Source organism: Clostridium aceticum, assembly GCF_001042715.1.
Lineage (GTDB): Bacteria > Bacillota > Clostridia > Peptostreptococcales > Natronincolaceae > Andreesenella > Andreesenella acetica.
The window spans coordinates 1,493,714-1,510,247 of sequence record NZ_CP009687.1; the positions used below are offsets into that span (position 1 = coordinate 1,493,714).

At 34.5% G+C, this 16,534-nt stretch carries 15 protein-coding genes; 11 read left to right on the plus strand and 4 right to left on the minus strand.

Features of this window, described 5'->3' with window-relative positions:
• Nucleotides 1-97: 97 nt before the first annotated feature.
• The 4 genes from CACET_RS20390 (at nt 98) to recQ (ending at nt 5,183) form a co-directional block, all read left to right on the plus strand.
• Nucleotides 98-262, plus strand: a complete 165-nt coding sequence (locus CACET_RS20390; RefSeq protein ID WP_158385989.1) for a hypothetical protein — start codon at nt 98-100, stop codon at nt 260-262.
• Nucleotides 263-282: 20 nt separating this feature from the next.
• On the plus strand, nt 283-1,416 hold the full coding sequence (locus CACET_RS19390) for a transporter substrate-binding domain-containing protein (RefSeq protein ID WP_053072939.1): 1,134 nt from the start codon (nt 283-285) through the stop codon (nt 1,414-1,416).
• Nucleotides 1,417-1,420: 4 nt separating this feature from the next.
• Nucleotides 1,421-2,833 carry a putative bifunctional diguanylate cyclase/phosphodiesterase gene (locus CACET_RS19395; RefSeq protein ID WP_053072940.1) on the plus strand — a complete coding sequence of 471 codons (1,413 nt, stop codon included), beginning with the start codon at nt 1,421-1,423 and terminating at the stop codon, nt 2,831-2,833.
• A 187-nt stretch (nt 2,834-3,020) separates the two neighbouring features.
• Complete coding sequence (gene recQ, locus CACET_RS06820; RefSeq protein WP_044823631.1) at nt 3,021-5,183, plus strand: DNA helicase RecQ; 2,163 nt, start codon at nt 3,021-3,023, stop codon at nt 5,181-5,183.
• A gap of 88 nt (nt 5,184-5,271) precedes the next feature.
• Here the strand turns inward: recQ and CACET_RS06825 are convergent, their stop codons facing one another.
• Complete coding sequence (locus CACET_RS06825) at nt 5,272-6,477, minus strand: MFS transporter (RefSeq protein ID WP_242846882.1); 1,206 nt, start codon at nt 6,475-6,477, stop codon at nt 5,272-5,274.
• A gap of 478 nt (nt 6,478-6,955) precedes the next feature.
• On the opposite strand from CACET_RS06825, the gene larE reads away from it, so the two are divergent.
• On the plus strand, nt 6,956-7,777 hold the full coding sequence (larE, locus tag CACET_RS06830; RefSeq protein WP_044823633.1) for an ATP-dependent sacrificial sulfur transferase LarE: 822 nt from the start codon (nt 6,956-6,958) through the stop codon (nt 7,775-7,777).
• A gap of 81 nt (nt 7,778-7,858) precedes the next feature.
• On the opposite strand, the gene CACET_RS06835 is transcribed toward larE, so the two are convergent.
• The 3 genes from CACET_RS06835 to CACET_RS06845 form a co-directional block, all read right to left on the minus strand.
• On the minus strand, nt 7,859-8,806 hold the full coding sequence (locus CACET_RS06835) for a TDT family transporter (RefSeq protein ID WP_044823634.1): 948 nt from the start codon (nt 8,804-8,806) through the stop codon (nt 7,859-7,861).
• A 12-nt stretch (nt 8,807-8,818) separates the two neighbouring features.
• Nucleotides 8,819-9,283, minus strand: a complete 465-nt coding sequence (locus tag CACET_RS06840; RefSeq protein ID WP_044823635.1) for a C-GCAxxG-C-C family (seleno)protein — start codon at nt 9,281-9,283, stop codon at nt 8,819-8,821.
• 533 nt (nt 9,284-9,816) lie between these two features.
• Nucleotides 9,817-10,113, minus strand: coding sequence for a DUF1292 domain-containing protein (locus CACET_RS06845; protein WP_044823636.1), 297 nt, complete (start codon nt 10,111-10,113; stop codon nt 9,817-9,819).
• A gap of 228 nt (nt 10,114-10,341) precedes the next feature.
• Between CACET_RS06845 and CACET_RS06850 the strand changes: the two genes are divergently transcribed.
• From CACET_RS06850 to nifK, 6 genes are all read left to right on the plus strand, one after another.
• The gene (locus CACET_RS06850) at nt 10,342-11,304 is read left to right on the plus strand and encodes an AEC family transporter (protein ID WP_044823637.1); all 963 of its coding nucleotides are present in this window, start codon (nt 10,342-10,344) and stop codon (nt 11,302-11,304) included.
• 522 nt (nt 11,305-11,826) lie between these two features.
• Nucleotides 11,827-12,681 carry a nitrogenase iron protein gene (gene nifH, locus CACET_RS06855; protein WP_144414736.1) on the plus strand — a complete coding sequence of 285 codons (855 nt, stop codon included), beginning with the start codon at nt 11,827-11,829 and terminating at the stop codon, nt 12,679-12,681.
• A gap of 99 nt (nt 12,682-12,780) precedes the next feature.
• A complete protein-coding gene (locus CACET_RS06860) occupies nt 12,781-13,107 on the plus strand; it encodes a P-II family nitrogen regulator (protein WP_044823639.1) in 327 nt (108 codons plus the stop codon).
• A gap of 15 nt (nt 13,108-13,122) precedes the next feature.
• Nucleotides 13,123-13,509 carry a P-II family nitrogen regulator gene (locus CACET_RS06865; protein WP_044823640.1) on the plus strand — a complete coding sequence of 129 codons (387 nt, stop codon included), beginning with the start codon at nt 13,123-13,125 and terminating at the stop codon, nt 13,507-13,509.
• 21 nt (nt 13,510-13,530) lie between these two features.
• The gene (gene nifD / locus CACET_RS06870; RefSeq protein WP_044823641.1) at nt 13,531-15,138 is read left to right on the plus strand and encodes a nitrogenase molybdenum-iron protein alpha chain; all 1,608 of its coding nucleotides are present in this window, start codon (nt 13,531-13,533) and stop codon (nt 15,136-15,138) included.
• Nucleotides 15,132-16,496, plus strand: coding sequence for a nitrogenase molybdenum-iron protein subunit beta (nifK, locus tag CACET_RS06875; RefSeq protein ID WP_044823642.1), 1,365 nt, complete (start codon nt 15,132-15,134; stop codon nt 16,494-16,496). Before nifD ends, nifK begins: the two co-directional genes overlap by 7 nt.
• The last annotated feature ends 38 nt before the right edge of the window (nt 16,497-16,534 follow it).

The window sequence follows — 16,534 nt, forward strand, 5'->3', positions numbered from 1 at the left end:
ATTTTCATAGATGACTAAAATGCAATGATGTTCTAAACGTGAAGGTTTATTGCATATAATTCAATGATTTAAAGGGGCGGATAGGAGGGGTGATAAAATGAAAATGAAAAATGTTATTTCACTATGTGTTTTTATTAGCATAATAGCTATACTTGCTGGTTTTACACACTCCTATGCTGATATACCTATAAATATAGAATCATCAATGCAAGAAACAAAAAAAATTCTCTCAGGGAAACCATCATTGTTGGAGATGATATAAATTATCCCCCCTATAGTTTTTTGGATAAAAACGGTAATCCTGCTGGTTTTAATATTGAACTGACAGAAGCTGTTTTAAGAACAATGGGATTAAGGGCTGAATTCAGGCTAGATCATTGGACCGAAATAAGGCGACAGTTAGCAGCAGGGGAAATTCATATGATTTCAGGGATGTTTTATTCATCAGATAGAGAAGTTATTTATGATTTTACAACAAGACACGCAGTTACTAGCGGAGATATTTTTACCCGCAGGGGAACAAAAATCTCGGACATAAGGGAACTAGAGGGACTAGCTGTAGTAGTGCAAGAAGATGATATAATTTATGAGTACCTGCGAAAACAAAATTTAAATATAGCATTTATACCGGTTTCTACAATCGAAGAAGCTTTGAGACTAGTTTCTATTGGAAAGTACGATTATGCAGCAGTATTAAAAGTTCCAGGACACTATATCATAGAAGAACTAAGGATTCCAAATCTACAGGCAAACAATATAGCCATGGCCCAAAGTGACTATTGTATGGCTGTACAAAGTAATAATGAAGATCTGCTCTTCGTATTAAATGGAGGATTAAACCTTTTAAAGGCTACAGGAGAATATCAAGAAATCTATGATAAGTGGTTAGGGGTATATGAAGAAAAAAGCTTTATCCAAGAGATTAAGGAATATGGTTGGATTTTAGGCTTTGTAGCTATAGGATTGGTTTTATTAGCTATATGGATAGCTACTTTGAAAAGAATGGTAGCTATAAAAACCAAGGAACTCAAACAGGCCAATAACACCTTGAATGAAAACCAAAAGGTATTAAATAGTTATAACCAGGAAGTTACAGTGGCTTATCAACAACTAACAGCTTCTGAAGAAGAGTTAAGGGCTCAATATGATGAAATTCAAAATTACATAAAGAAGCTAGAAAGTTTAAAACAAAAGTATCAGATAGCTATCCAAGGTACCAACAGTGTTGTATGGGAGTATGATTTAAATGATAAAAGCATTTACTTATCGGAAGAATTTAAAAATATTTATGGTGTAACCATAGATGGGAAAGAAAAAATCGAAAAAATTTTCCATCAACTTTTAACATCAGAGGAAAAAGATAAGCTAATAAAAGAATTTATGGACTATAAAAAGGAAAAAAGAAGAGATCTATAGTCAAGTGCAAATTAGAGATAAAAATAATAATCAACAATGGATACTAGTTCGAGGAAAAGGAGTTTTCGATGAAAACAATCAATTAAAGATGATTAACGGTATTATTCTTGATATAACAAAATTAAAAGAACAGGAAAAGCATATAAAACATCTTGCTTATCATGATCCCGTAACAGATTTACCAAATCGAATTATGTTTATGGAAGAGTTGGAAAAAGAGATAGATAAAAACAAGTCTGGAGCTGTAATGTTACTGGATCTTGATAATTTTAAAGGAATCAACGACACGCTAGGCCATATATATGGTGATAAATTATTAAGAAAAGTTGCACAAGAACTTTTAAGTATTAAAGATAAAAAACTATTTATATCAAGATTTGGAGGAGATGAGTTTCTTATTTTACTAAAGGAAGAAACAGAGATCGCTGAAATCCAAAACTACGCACAAAAGATAAGTGATATATTTACAAAAAGAATTACAACTAAAGAAGAAGCCTATATAAGTTGTAGCATAGGAATAACCCTCTATCCCCTCCATAGCAATGATGTTACCCAACTGATTATGAATGCGGATATTGCTATGTATCATGCTAAAAACTCAGGAAAAAGTAATTACAAGCTGTTTAATCAAGAACTGACTGATAACTTGAAGGAAAAAAGGAGAATAGAAACGGTTTTACGAGAAGCTATAGAGAAAGAGGAATTTAAACTACTCTATCAACCTCAAGTATGCAGCGTTACAAGAAAGGTCATAGGTTTCGAGGCTCTTTTAAGGTTGAAAAAACATGCTATATCCCCAGCTGTCTTTATACCAGTAGCAGAGGAAACGGGTATGATCATAGAGATTGGAAGGTGGATCACCAAGGAAGTAGCTTCACAAATAACTAGCTGGAAGAAGAAAGGTATAAGTATAAAACCTATAGCTATTAATTTTTCTGCAAAACAAATGAATGATTTAGGTTATATCAACTTTTTAGAGGATATATTTAAAGAAGAGAATGTAGATCCTAATGATATAGAGATAGAAATTACAGAAAGTATTTTTTTAGAAAATAAGCAGGAAACAATGACATTTCTTAATAACTTAAGGGCATTAGGTTTGAAAATTGTATTAGATGATTTTGGAACAGGGTATTCTTCCTTAAGATATCTGACGTTTTTGCCAGTACATAAAATAAAATTAGATAAGTCTCTAAATGATAAATTCTTAGAGCTAAGCAATATTGCAGTGATGGAGAGTATTATTTCCCTAGCTCACAGTTTAAACTTAAAAGTTGTGGCAGAAGGGATTGAAGATACTCAACAGTATCAGCGGTTAAAGCTAGTAAAATGTGATTATATTCAAGGGTACCTTTTTAGTAAACCATTGGAGGTAAAGGAAGCAGAAGATATCCATAACTACCATTTCTTATTATGATAGAAATAAATCAAAGCATGTTTTTCAAGGCAATAAAGAGTGGTTTTCTTGAAGTAGTGATAAAAACATGTTACTATAGAATCAATGTTTTTATGAAGAGTTTTGCTATATTATTATACAATTATTAGATGCAGTAAAGTGTTATCTAATACTTTGCACTTATTGGTAGTAAGAAATGAGGAGAATTATGGATATCTATAAGCAGCTTAAAACCTATTTTGGGTATGATATGTTTAAAAAGGGCCAAGAAAAGTTAATCAAAGGAATATTAGAGGGATATGATGTGTTGGGCATCATGCCTACGGGGGGAGGTAAGTCCCTTTGTTATCAGCTGCCAGCTGTAATATTAGAAGGAGTAACTATTGTTGTCTCACCCCTTATATCCCTTATGAAGGATCAAGTAGATGCATTGCAGGAGATGGGAATTGAGGCGGCTTGCATTAACAGTACCCTACAAACCAGTGAATTAGTAGAAATAATGCAGGAAATAGAGTCCAATAGGTATAAAATAGTATTTGTAGCACCAGAACGGCTAAATAGCAATAGTTTTATGAATATGATTAGACATATAAAAGTTTCTTTGATCGCTATTGATGAAGCCCATTGTATTAGTCAGTGGGGACATGACTTTCGTCCAAGCTATCTAGAAATCCCTAGATTTATTAAAAGATTTAAAGATAGGCCTGTAGTGGCAGCTTTTACAGCAACAGCCACGAAGGAAATTATTGTAGAAATAAAAGCACTAATAGGTTTGCAGAAGCCTTTGGAAGTTACTACTGGATTTGATAGACCTAATTTGTTTTACCAAGTTGTTAAGGAAGGAAATAAACTGGCTTACTTAACAAATTATTTAAGTAACCACTTTCAAGAGGAATCGGGAATTATTTATTGTGCAACAAGAAAAACAGTAGAGGCTTTGGTAAAAAAACTAAAGGAGAAGGGCATTTCTGCAAGTGGCTATCATGGTGGTATGGAAACGGAAGTACGCCAGAGGAATCAAGAAAGTTTTATGTTTAATAGAACTAGAATTATTGTAGCCACCAATGCTTTTGGCATGGGCATTGATAAGCCAGATGTTCGATTTGTGATACACTATAACATGCCTAAAAATATGGAGGCTTATTATCAAGAAGCCGGCAGAGGCGGTAGAGATGGAGAGGAAAGTCACTGTATTTTAATGTACTCTCCCTCTGATGTGGTGAAGCAAAAACTGATGATAGCAGGGGAAGAGGTTGCAGCAGAGCGCGAAGCATTACAATACAAAAACCTGCAATATCTCATCGATTTCTGTCATACCAATGATTGTCTTAGGAACAAAATACTAGGCTATTTTGGAGAAGAAGTTACAAAAGAAAACTGCGGTAAATGCAGTAACTGTTTAGATCAATCTGAAATGATGGATATTACAGTCGAAGCTCAAAAAGTACTATCTTGTATTTATAGGGTGAACCAGAGATATGGAGCGAATATTGTTATACAAGTACTGAGGGGGTCCAAAAACAAAAAAATATTAGAGCAAGGTTTGAACCAAGTATCTACCTATAATATTATGAAGGATTATAGTGAGAAGGCTATAAGAGAAGTCATTATGACTTTATCTGCTAGGAACTACATCCATATCACAACGGATAAATTTCCTGTTTTGAAGTTAACCTCACAGTCCAGAGAAGTGCTTCAAGGTAAAGTAAAGGTTTACCATAAGAAAGACTTGATAGAAAAATCATTATCAGAGAATAAAAAAGATGTCTTAGGTAAAAAAATAACTGATGACTATGATGAAGAATTGCTAAGCTTATTAAAGGAACTGCGGCATACCATAGCAGGAGAACATAATTTGCCTCCCTTTATGATTTTTCACGACAGAACCTTAAAAGAGATGGCATCTTGTTTCCCTCAGAGTCAAGAGGCTTTTCTTAAAATAAGTGGTGTTGGTATGAAGAAGTTTGAAAACTATGGTGAAAAATTCCTTGAGCTGATTAAGGATTATTGTATCAGGAAAAAAATAGATGCAAGCCTACAGGAGGATAAGTCTCATAAATCAAATGAAGAAACAGAATATAGTAGATATCAACTAACCTACAATTGTTACTTAGAAGGTTTGTCCTTAGAAGAAATTGCTAGTAAGAGAGATTTTAAGCCTGCAACGATTCTTCAGCATCTAGTAAGATGTCAGCAGGAGGGCTTAGAAATTGATTGGAGAAGATTTATGGATGATCCAGCAAAGGAAGAGGCAGTGATAGAGGTGGTTAAGAAAATAGGGGCACAAAAACTAAAACCTATAAAAGAAGCTTTGCCTCAGGATATTAGTTATGAAGATATTCGTGTAGTAATTATTAAGAATGCACTTTAAGGTGAAGATTCCACCAACAGTTCCGCCACAACCTATTATTTTAATGATGGGCTGTGGCGGATATTTTTTACACTGTGGATTTTTGCATCTATATTTGAGGTAGCTGATTTTTTAAGGATGAGTCTCCTGGGCGCTTTAGACGAAGGTCAATTACCCATAGGGAAATAAAGAAAATAACTGCCATAAAAATTATAGCTAAGGAAAATATCCATTCTATACCGATTTTTTGTAAAATGATACCATTGATAGAAGTACCAATAGCACCCCCTACAAATAAATTAAAGGAAACTAGAGACATAACAGTACCTCTAAGTTTAGGCATAAGACCTTGGGCTGTGGTAACCAAAGTAGTATGAATGGACACAAAGGCGTAGCCAAAGCCAAACAAAGAAATAGAAAGCACAATTGGGGAGGAGAAGAAGGTTAAAGACATTAGAGAAACCACTGCTAAAATTGCAGCACAAGGAACAAATTTAGTATTTAATACCTCCCTTAAAGCACTGGCTTTTCTACCACCGATTACTGTAGCAAGACCGAAGCAAGTAAGAATTAAGCCTACCTGTAGAAGATTATATCCAGTATGATTTTGAATAAATCGGCCTGAATAGGTAAAGGTACCAAAGACACTGAATCCAATTAAAAAGATGGTTCCTACAACCTTAAGCAATTCTTTATTGCTAAAGGCTTCTCCATAAACCCTCCGAAGATCCAAATGTTGAATTGTACCAGGTTTTTTTTCTAACATTTTCAGCATAACAAATGCCATGATTAACTCTAAAACCCCATAAATAAAATAAACTGCCCGCCATGAAGCAAAATAAGCTATAGCACCTCCTATGGCAGTTGCAGAGGCACTTCCTAAAAACATCATCCCAAAGAACTTTCCAAGCATTTTTTGTCTATTAGTATCCTGAGCGTTTTCTCCAATAAAAGCGATAGAGACGGGAAAAATTCCTGCACCAAAAGCCCCATTAAAAGCACGAAAAATAACCAAAGAAGTTAAGTTAAAAGAAAAGGCACCCATGATGCTGAAAATAGCGGTACCAAAGGCCGCGATATTGATGATCCTTGTTTTTCCATAGCGATCTCCTAAAGGGCCAAAGAAAATCGTGAAAAATCCAAAACAAAGCATATAGGATGTTACAGACAAAGCTGTTTTAGTAATCGGGATGCCTAAGTCACTAGAAATATTAATTAATAAAGGAGCAACTGCATAGTTATCTCCATTTGCTAAAAAACCCATCATGCCCAATACAAGTATCATTCGAGCAAATTTTTTAGAATCATTTTCCACAAAATTCCCCTCCATATAAATAGTTTCATAAATTTACCAATACATTAAGCATAAAGAATTTTTAAGAAAGTGTCAACATAGCGAGAATAGTATGAGAATTTTCACACAACAAATTTTTTCATAATAAATTGACTGTCAAGATAATTTATGATAAACTAAATCCTACTATTCACATATGAAAATAATAGTATTTATACAGGCTAGGTAAGTGCCGATACAAGGGATAAATTATAATTCATATATCATAGGCGTTAACTTAACACAATTATTACCACAATTCTCTCGAACTGTCATCCTGAGCGTAGCGAAGGATCTTGGAATAACAAAGAATTTTACTAATACATAAGATCCTTCGACTCCGCTTTGCTCCCCTCAGGATGACAAATTATGGTTTAAGTTAATGCTAATGATTCATATTTATTACAACTTATACATTTAGAAAATTTATAGAAATTATAAAGAATGGAGGATAATGCTTATGAAGTTACAGGAAAAATTTCATAACCTTAAGGAAAACCTTAGGGGACTTGAAAGTGTAGCAATTGCTTTCTCAGGAGGGGTAGATAGTACCTTTTTATTAAAAGTAGCACAGGATGTATTAGGTGAAAAAGTCATTGCAGTTACTGCAAGATCTTCTACATTTCCAGAGAGAGAGTTTAAAGAAGCAAAAACATACGCAGAAAACATAGGAGCAAAACATATTGTGATTGTATCAGAAGAACTAGAGATAGAAGGTTTTTCTAAAAATCCAACCAATAGATGCTACTATTGTAAACATGAGCTTTTTTCAAAAATACAAGAAGTAGCTAAACAACATAATATAAACTATGTTTTAGACGGTTCCAATTATGATGATATAGGAGATTATCGTCCTGGTATGCAGGCAGCAAAAGAACTTAAAGTAGTAAGTCCTTTAAAGGAAGCGACATTGACAAAGGAGGATATACGTATTCTTTCTAAAGAGATGGATGTACCTACGTGGAATAAACCCTCTTTTGCCTGTCTTTCTTCAAGATTCCCCTATGGACATGAAATTAATAGAGAGAAGTTAGGCATGGTGGAATTAGCAGAACAATTTTTATTAGACAAAGGTTTCAGACAAGTAAGAGTAAGACATCATGGAGAAATTGCTAGAATAGAAGTAGAGAAAACGGAGAGAGAAAGATTCTTTGATTTACAACTAATGGATGAAATCGGTAACAAACTCAAGGAAATAGGTTTTCATTACGTTACTATAGATGCTTTAGGTTATAGAACAGGAAGCATGAATGAAGTGTTGACAGAAGAGGAAAAAAATTAAAGCTCCCCCATCTAGTTTTGGTAAAGCTAGATGGGGGATTCTTGTAAATTTAACCTATAGCTAAAATAGATAAGACTATACTTAATTTTTGCTGGTAGCAGGACTAGCAGCTTCTTGGCTAGGAGCAATAAAGATCATATACCTTACTAATACATAAAGCACCATAGCAATAGACCAAAACTCTAAAAACTTCACTAAATAACCCAGTATTTCTATTTCTCTTCCTGTATTCAAGAAGAAAGCATTGGTACCCTTCATAGCAATGCCACTAATGACAAAGGGAAAAGTAAAAGCAGAATAACTAGGATAAAATTTCAGTTTCAACATCTTAGGCATATATAGTAGCGTAGAAAACAGCATGAGCAGTGCTAAGGAAGCTAAAAAGATTACCATCATCATATTTTTTTCTTGAAATGCATTTAAATAACCAGCTAAACAAAGACTAGCAGGGGCAGCAAAAATGATCATGGTTGGCAAAGCTGCCTCAGGGATTTCTTTGATCACAAATACCCTATAGGCTACTAAAGGTAGTAATACCAAATAAGAAATAAAGCCAAACCAGAAAATCAACTGTCCTAAATTAGTCAATCCATATACTGGTGATGTTACACTCCCCACAACAATTCCAACATATACTACAAAATAACTTGGAAAAACCTTTTTGATATTAAAGTTCAAAAGATATTTCTTGGTAAAATAAAGGATTAAAAAGCAGTGAATGAGTAGACCAACAATCCAAACAGCAAAGGCTGCTGAAGGTAAATAAGGTCTAATATAGGTAGATAAAATCATCACTCCCATAGAAAAAGTGGGGGTTACACTGGCTACCACAGGGTTTTCAAAGCCTTCAGCCAAAGATTTGGGCTGAGTAAAAATTTTTGTTATAAGAAATACCAATATAATTGCAGAGATTGCTCCAAAAACGTTTCGGTAAATACTACCATAGGATAAAACCAAGTTTCCTGTTGCTGCTAAAGCCAGCATCAGACCTGCCATAGGAATAGGAACTTTTTTAATCATTTGACTCATTTCTTCACCCCGCTATTCATCAATATTGACAAGCTGTAGTTCTCTTACAATCATAGAGGCCAGCTTCTCGGCGATCTCTCCTGTAAAACCAACACATTGATTTTTATGCTCTCCTGATGCCATATCCATCCCATGGGTTAGGATTTTACAACATAAGTGTTTATGATTGCTTTTGAAGCTTTCTTGTAACTCGTTGGCCAACTCAAGGGTTTTTTGAACCTTTGGGTCTCCTCCCTTTGTTCTTCCAAAAAAGTATCCCAGCATCATGATTCCACCGGATACCGCACCACAGACACACTTAGATCTTCCTATACCTACAGGAAACCCTGAAGCCATAGCGATGATTTCTTCTGGCATATCGATTTCAAAATTCTCTTTAATTGAACTAACAATAGCTTCTGAACAGAAAAAGTCTCCTTTTCTGTATAGTTCTTCAGCATCATTTTTAATTTTTTTAATACTTACTTGTTTTCTCATGAGTAAAGCCCCCTTTAGATTTTAAATGATAGTTATTTTTAAAAAAGAAAAATAATATATAAACAAAAATTATCAATTAAAGTATAACATAAACACGTTTAATTACTAATCGAATTATTCAATACTAAATATAAAGAGAATTAAAATAATCTATCATTAAGCGTTAACTTAAGCCATAATTTGTCATCCTGAGTGGAGCAAAGCGGAGTGGAAGGATCTTAGTGTTAGGAAAATTCTTCGTTACGCTCAGGATGACAGTTCGAGAGAATTTTAGTAATAATTGTATTAAGTTAACGCTTATGAATAATCTATAAGAAATTATTGGAATAAAAATAGAAGAAATAATTTAGCGTCTTGGAACAAGGAAAATGCAAAGAATTCTTATGTGTTAAAGAAATAAAAGGATGTAAAATTCAATAGAGAAATATAAGAGTCACACAAGGTAATGGTGGGAGGGGCAATGGAAGAAAGGTTTTATAGATTGGTCCTATCAATAAAAGAACCTCTATGCCATATATAGCATAGAGGTTCTTTTATTGCATATCCTGCTGGATGCCAGCTAAGAAAGTTTTTGATGCTAATTCATATTCTTCATCACTTTCAATATTGCTTAGTTCTGGATTACCTTCATTTTCTATAAGCCTATACAACAATGCTGTTTCAGAATTTTCAGGTAGTACAGCAATATAGTTTTGACCACTAACTTCAAAGATATCCAATACATCACATGTGACTTCTGTATGATCTGCAAGGGTTAAGTAGATTTTTTTATGTTGCAAGTGCTTATTAGATGAATCGTTACATCCACAATTATTTAGACAATTTCCCATGAGTACTTTTCTCCTTTATAAAGATATATTTTTTAAATTATTGACAAAGAAAGAAAGAATTATAAGTACTTTAAAGATGTTAGCAGCTAAATCTATCGATACCGTGTTAAAAAGGTGATGGGATTTCATGATAATGGAATTTATGGAATAATATGATTTGCCACGAAGTAGGATTAAGTGTATAATAATATTTAAAATTATTTTACTGGGAAAGGAACAGACATATTAATGAGTGTATTTTTATTTATTTTAATCAATAATATCATACCTATATTTGCCCTTATAGCATTAGGGTATTTTTTGACGAAAAAATTCGATTTGAATATACATACCTTAACCAAATTGAATTTTTATGCCTTTCTTCCTTGTTTTACCTTTGTAAGTTTATATACTACCAAAATTCCTCTGGAGATGACAAAGGTATTGATGGCGGTTATTTTTCTCATGGTGATGAATATATTTGTTGTCAAACTGGTTGCAAAAGCATGTGATTATAGTGAAGGTATGAAAAATGCTTTTAGTAATTGTGTATTATTTTATAACACAGGTAATATAGGGATACCTTTAGTGACATTGGTTTTTAGTAGCCAACCCTTTGTGATTAATGGTGAAACACCTTATTTAAATATTGCTCTTACTGCACAGATTATGGTTTTAGTAGTACAAAACATTACCACAAATACTTTTGGATTTTTAAATGCAGGCCGTGCTACTACCCATTGGAAAGAGTGTATCTATAAGGTCTTAAAAATGCCAACCATTTATGCTATTCCTTTAGCATTTTTACTAAAAGCCATACCCTATGATATGACACAATTGCCTATCTGGCCTGCTCTTGAATATGCTAGAGATGCTTTAGTATCTATCGCACTTATCACCTTAGGGGTACAGCTTTCACGTACAGCCTTTGAGCTCAAAAATAAAGACGTATATCTTGCTACAGTTATAAGACTCGTTATAGGACCACTGTTGGCACTGCTAATTATTTATCTATTTCATATGGAGGGTATCATTGCACAGGTGATCATGATTTCATCAGCACTGCCTACAGGAGTAAATGTTGCACTTATTGCAGTAGAATACGATAATTTTCCAGACTTTTCTTCGCAGACAGTAATGTTTACTACATTATCAAGTGCAGTCAGTCTTGCTGGCGTGATTTATATAGCAAGAATTTTTTTTCCTATATAAATCCATATGTAAAAAGCTTTTTACTGTGTTTTTAGCTAAAAAAGTATAAAAAAATTTAAAAAATTTGAAAACATTACCATTTTGCAAAAACCAATATTCTTCTTAAAATAAATTTCTAAATATTGAAAAAATTTAAAAAAATCTAAAAAAATCTAAAAAAAAGGTATTGAAAAGCAATTTATTCTGTGATATATTATTTAAAACAAAGCAACACCAAAACAATAAGCTGTAGATTACTAGAAAAGAATAAAAATGAAGTAAAAACAAGTAGTGAAATTTGAGTAATAAATAATAAATAATATACATTTTGGCTAAAGGATATATACTAATGGAGGCATATATTCATTAAACAAAATATATTTTATGAGTTAATTCAAAAAAATAAGTGAAAATGAATTGTACCAACGAAGGTATACTGCATACAAGAGCAGTATGCCTTTTATTTTTTTAAAAAACAAAAAGTATACAATATACTTAGAGCAAAAATTGTTTTCAGTTTTGGTGGTTATTTATCACTGCCGAATGAATATAAAACTAATTTCAAAAGGGGGAAACATGATGAGACAAATTGCGATTTATGGAAAAGGTGGGATTGGGAAATCAACAACAACCCAAAACTTAACATCAGCTTTAGCAGAGGCAGGGAAAAAAATCATGATAGTGGGATGTGACCCAAAGGCGGATTCTACTAGATTAATACTAGGGGGTCTATCTCAAAAAACAGTTATGGATACCTTAAGAGAGGAAGGCGAAGATATTGATTTAGAGGATATCTTATTACCAGGTTTTTCAGGAATCAAGTGTGTTGAGTCTGGTGGACCAGAGCCAGGGGTAGGATGTGCTGGTAGAGGGATTATTACTTCTATTAATATGTTGGAAAGTTTAGGAGCCTATGAAGCTGACTTGGATTATGTTTTTTACGATGTACTAGGAGATGTTGTTTGTGGAGGATTTGCGATGCCTATCCGTGAAGGAAAAGCACAAGAAATCTACATTGTTGCCAGTGGTGAGCTAATGGCTTTATATGCTGCTAATAATATTTCAAAAGGGATTCAAAAATATGCTAAAACCGGGGGGACTCGTCTAGGTGGAATTATATGTAATAGTAGAAAGGTAGACAATGAATATGAATTATTAAATGCTTTTGCAAGTGAGTTAGGTAGTCAATTAATTCACTTCGTACCAAGGGATAACATCGTTCAAAGAGCAGAAATCAACAAAAAGACTGTTATTGAGTTTGATGGTAAATGTGATCAAGCAGATGAGTATAGAACATTAGCAAGAAATATCGATGGCAATGACATGTTTGTAGTGCCAAAGCCAATGCATACAGATAGACTAGAAGAATTAATGATGGAATTTGGTATTTTAGGGTAGTGGGGTAAGGTACTTCTCTGCCTTAACAAAAAAAGATTTTTATTTAACAGTAAAAATCTTAGGAGAAAATAAAAATTTTATCTACAGGAGGGAATATAGATGAAACTAATTAGAGCGATTATTCGACCAGAAAAGGTAGCTGGCGTGCTGGCAGAGTTGAATGATGCTGGATTTCCAGCGGTAACCAAAGCAGAAGTAGTAGGGCGAGGAAAGCAAAGAGGAATTAAAGTAGGAGATATCTCTTACGATGAGATTCCCAAAAACCTATTGATGTTTGTCTGTGAAGATGAGTACAAGGATCATGTCCTAGAGGTAATAAAGCGTAAAGCTAAAACAGGAGAAAAAGGTGCTTTTGGTGATGGTAAAATCTTTGTCAGTGAGGTAGAAGACGTCTACACCATCAGTAGTGGAGAAAGAAAACTGTAAAAGGAGGCATCTTATATGAAGGAGATTATGTCGATTATTCGGATGAGTATGGTAAATAAAACAAAAGCTGCCTTAGCAGCAGAAGGATTTCCCGCATTTACTTGTGCCAAGGTTTCTGGCAGAGGGAAAAAACAAATGCATTATCAAATCATTGAAGAAGGTTTTTTAGCTGGAGAAAATATTTCTACAGCAGTGGCAGAATCCATTTCAGAAGAACACAGATTGTTGCCAAAACGATGGATTTCCATTACGGTACCAGAGGAAGATGTTGCTAAGGTGGTAGATGTTATTATCAATGTGAACCAAACAGGGCATCCAGGAGATGGAAAAATATTTGTTTTGCCAATGGAGGAAGCCATTCGAATAAGAACCGGTGAAGCAGGAGACTCAGCAATCGTTTAAAAGTGAAGGAGTGATGGAGATATGGCGATATCTAAGAAAAAAATGGATAGTATTTTAGAAAAATACCCTCCAAAAGTCAAGAAAAATCGTGCCAAACATATTTTGTTAAAGGATTCTAAGGAAGAGCAAGAAATTCAAGCCAACACCCGTACTGTTCCTGGAATTATCACCAATAGAGGTTGTTGTTTTGCAGGTTGTAAAGGAGTTGTGTTGGGACCCCTTAGAGATGTAGTACACATCGTACACGGTCCCATAGGATGTTCCTATTATACATGGGGAACCAGAAGGCATAAGGGAAGATCAGAAAAGGGAGAAGATAACTTTTTAAGCTACTGTTTTTCAACAGATATGCAGGAAAGTGACATTGTCTTTGGTGGTGAGAAGCGATTAAAGCAGGCAGTCAAGGAAGCTTATGAAATTTTTAAACCTGAAGCCATCACCATTTCCTCTACCTGTCCAGTAGGTCTTATAGGTGACGATATTCATGCTGTAGCAAGGGAAGCTCAAGAAGAGTTTGGGATTCAAGTATTGGCTTTTGACTGTGAAGGGTATAAGGGTGTTAGTCAATCTGCAGGTCACCATATTGCAAATAATGTATTGATGAAGGATGTTATCGGTACAGGGGATGCAGAAACGAAGCCCTATGCTATTAATATCATGGGTGAGTACAATATCGGTGGAGATGGATGGGAAATTTCCAGAATATTAGGAAAAATAGGTTATCATATTGTTTCTGTTATGACAGGAGACGGTACCTATAAAGAATTAAAAAGTGCTCATAAAGCGGATTTAAACTTAGTACAATGTCATCGTTCCATCAACTATATAGCAGAAATGATTGAAACGAAATATGGTACACCATGGTTGAAGGTGAATTTTATAGGGATTCAAGGGACAATTGATAGTTTAAGAAATATGGCAAAGTATTTTGGTGATGAAACACTGATTAAGAAAACTGAAGAAGTCATCAAAGAAGAACTTGAAGCCCTTCAAAAGCCTTTGGAGATATATAAGAAAATGTGTGAGGGAAAAACCGCATTACTCTTTGTAGGAGGCTCTAGAGCCCACCACTATCAAGGATTATTAAAGGAACTGGGGATAGAAACGGTTATGGCGGGATATGAATTTGGTCACAGAGATGACTACGAAGGTAGAGATGTAATTCCTTACATTAAAATGGATGCTGATAGTAGAAATATTCCAGAAATCCATGTGGAGAAGGATGAAAGTAGTTATAAATTATATTTATCTCCGGAAAAGCTGGAGAAATTAAAAAAGGAAATGCCTTTAAATAGATATGATGGCATGATTAAGGAAATGAAGGATGGCAGCTTTGTTATTGATGATTTAAACCATTTTGAAACAGAGGAATTATTAAAAAGTATAAAACCTAGTCTCTTCTGTTCTGGTATTAAGGATAAATATGTAGCACAAAAAATGGGGATATTTTCAAAACAGCTTCATTCCTATGATTACAGTGGTCCTTATGCAGGATTTAGAGGGGCAGTGATCTTTGCAAAAGATGTTTCAATGGGTATGAATACGCCAACTTGGGGCTTTATTACACCCCCTTGGAAGAAGGAACCTCTGTTGGAGGGAAAAGTTGTAGAGGAGGTGGCAACATGTTAGATCATACAACAAAGGAAGTTCACGAAAGAAAAGCATTGGTTATCAACCCGACTAAGACATGTCAACCGATAGGAGCTATGTATGCGGCCTTGGGAATTCATAATTGTTTACCCCATAGCCACGGTTCTCAAGGATGTTGTTCTTTTCACAGAATGCATTTGACGAGACATTTTAGAGATCCTATCGTTGCTTCCACCAGTTCCTTTACAGAAGGGGCCTCAGTTTTTGGTGGAGGAGCAAATTTAAAAACTTCTATAAAAAATGTATTTTCTATCTATAATCCTGATGTCATTGCGGTAAGCACCACATGTCTTTCTGAGACGATTGGTGATGATTTACCTACAACCATCAAGGATTCAGAAGTACCTAAAGGAAAATATGTCATTCATGCCAATACTCCTAGCTATGTGGGGTCTCATGTTACTGGTTTTTCTAATATGGTAAAGGCAATGGTAAGCTATTTTTCTGAAGGCAAAGGGGATGGAAGCAATAAAAAAGTAAATATCATTCCAGGCTATACAGAACCAGGAGATATGAGGGAACTAAAAAGAATTGCTAAACTATTGGATATTCCAACGATTCTTTTTCCAGATACCAGCGGTGTAGTAGACTCTCCCATGACAGGAAAATATAGAATGTATCCAAAGGGCGGCACAAAGGTAGGAGAATTAATCGATACTGGAAATTCTATGGCGACAGTGGCCTTAGGAAGATTTGCTTCAGAGGCAGCTGCTAATGAACTAGAAAAAAAATGCAAGGTAGGTCCTCATGCATTAAATTTACCAATTGGTATAAAGGCTACAGATGAATTCATTATGGAGTTAGTAAAAATCACTGGAAAAGACGTTCCCTATGAGCTAGAGGAAGAAAGGGGGCAGTTGGTAGATATTATGACGGATACCCATCATCACTATCATGGAAAAAAGGTGGCTATTTTTGGAGATCCAGATCATGTTATCGCCATGACAGAATTCACTTTAAGTCTGGGAATGAAACCAATTTATGTAGTTACAGGAACTCCTGGAGGAGCTTTTGAAAAACAAGTAAAACCTATGCTAGAAAGTGCTAATGTAGAAGGTATTGTAAAGAGCTCTGGAGATTTATTTGAACTGCATCAGTGGATTAAAAATGAACCAGTAGATCTTTTGATTGGAAATACCTATGGAAAATATATTGCTCGTGCAGAGGATATTCCTCTAGTACGATTTGGTTTCCCCAACATGGATCGTACGGTACACAGTTATTTTCCAATAGTAGGGTACAAAGGGGCTATGCGTCTGATTGAAATGATTGGAAATGCTTTACTAGACCGTGTTGATAGAGATGCACTGGATGAAGACTTTGAATTGGTACTTTAATAAATGGATTGAGAGGGGATGTGGTTAAATACAACTAC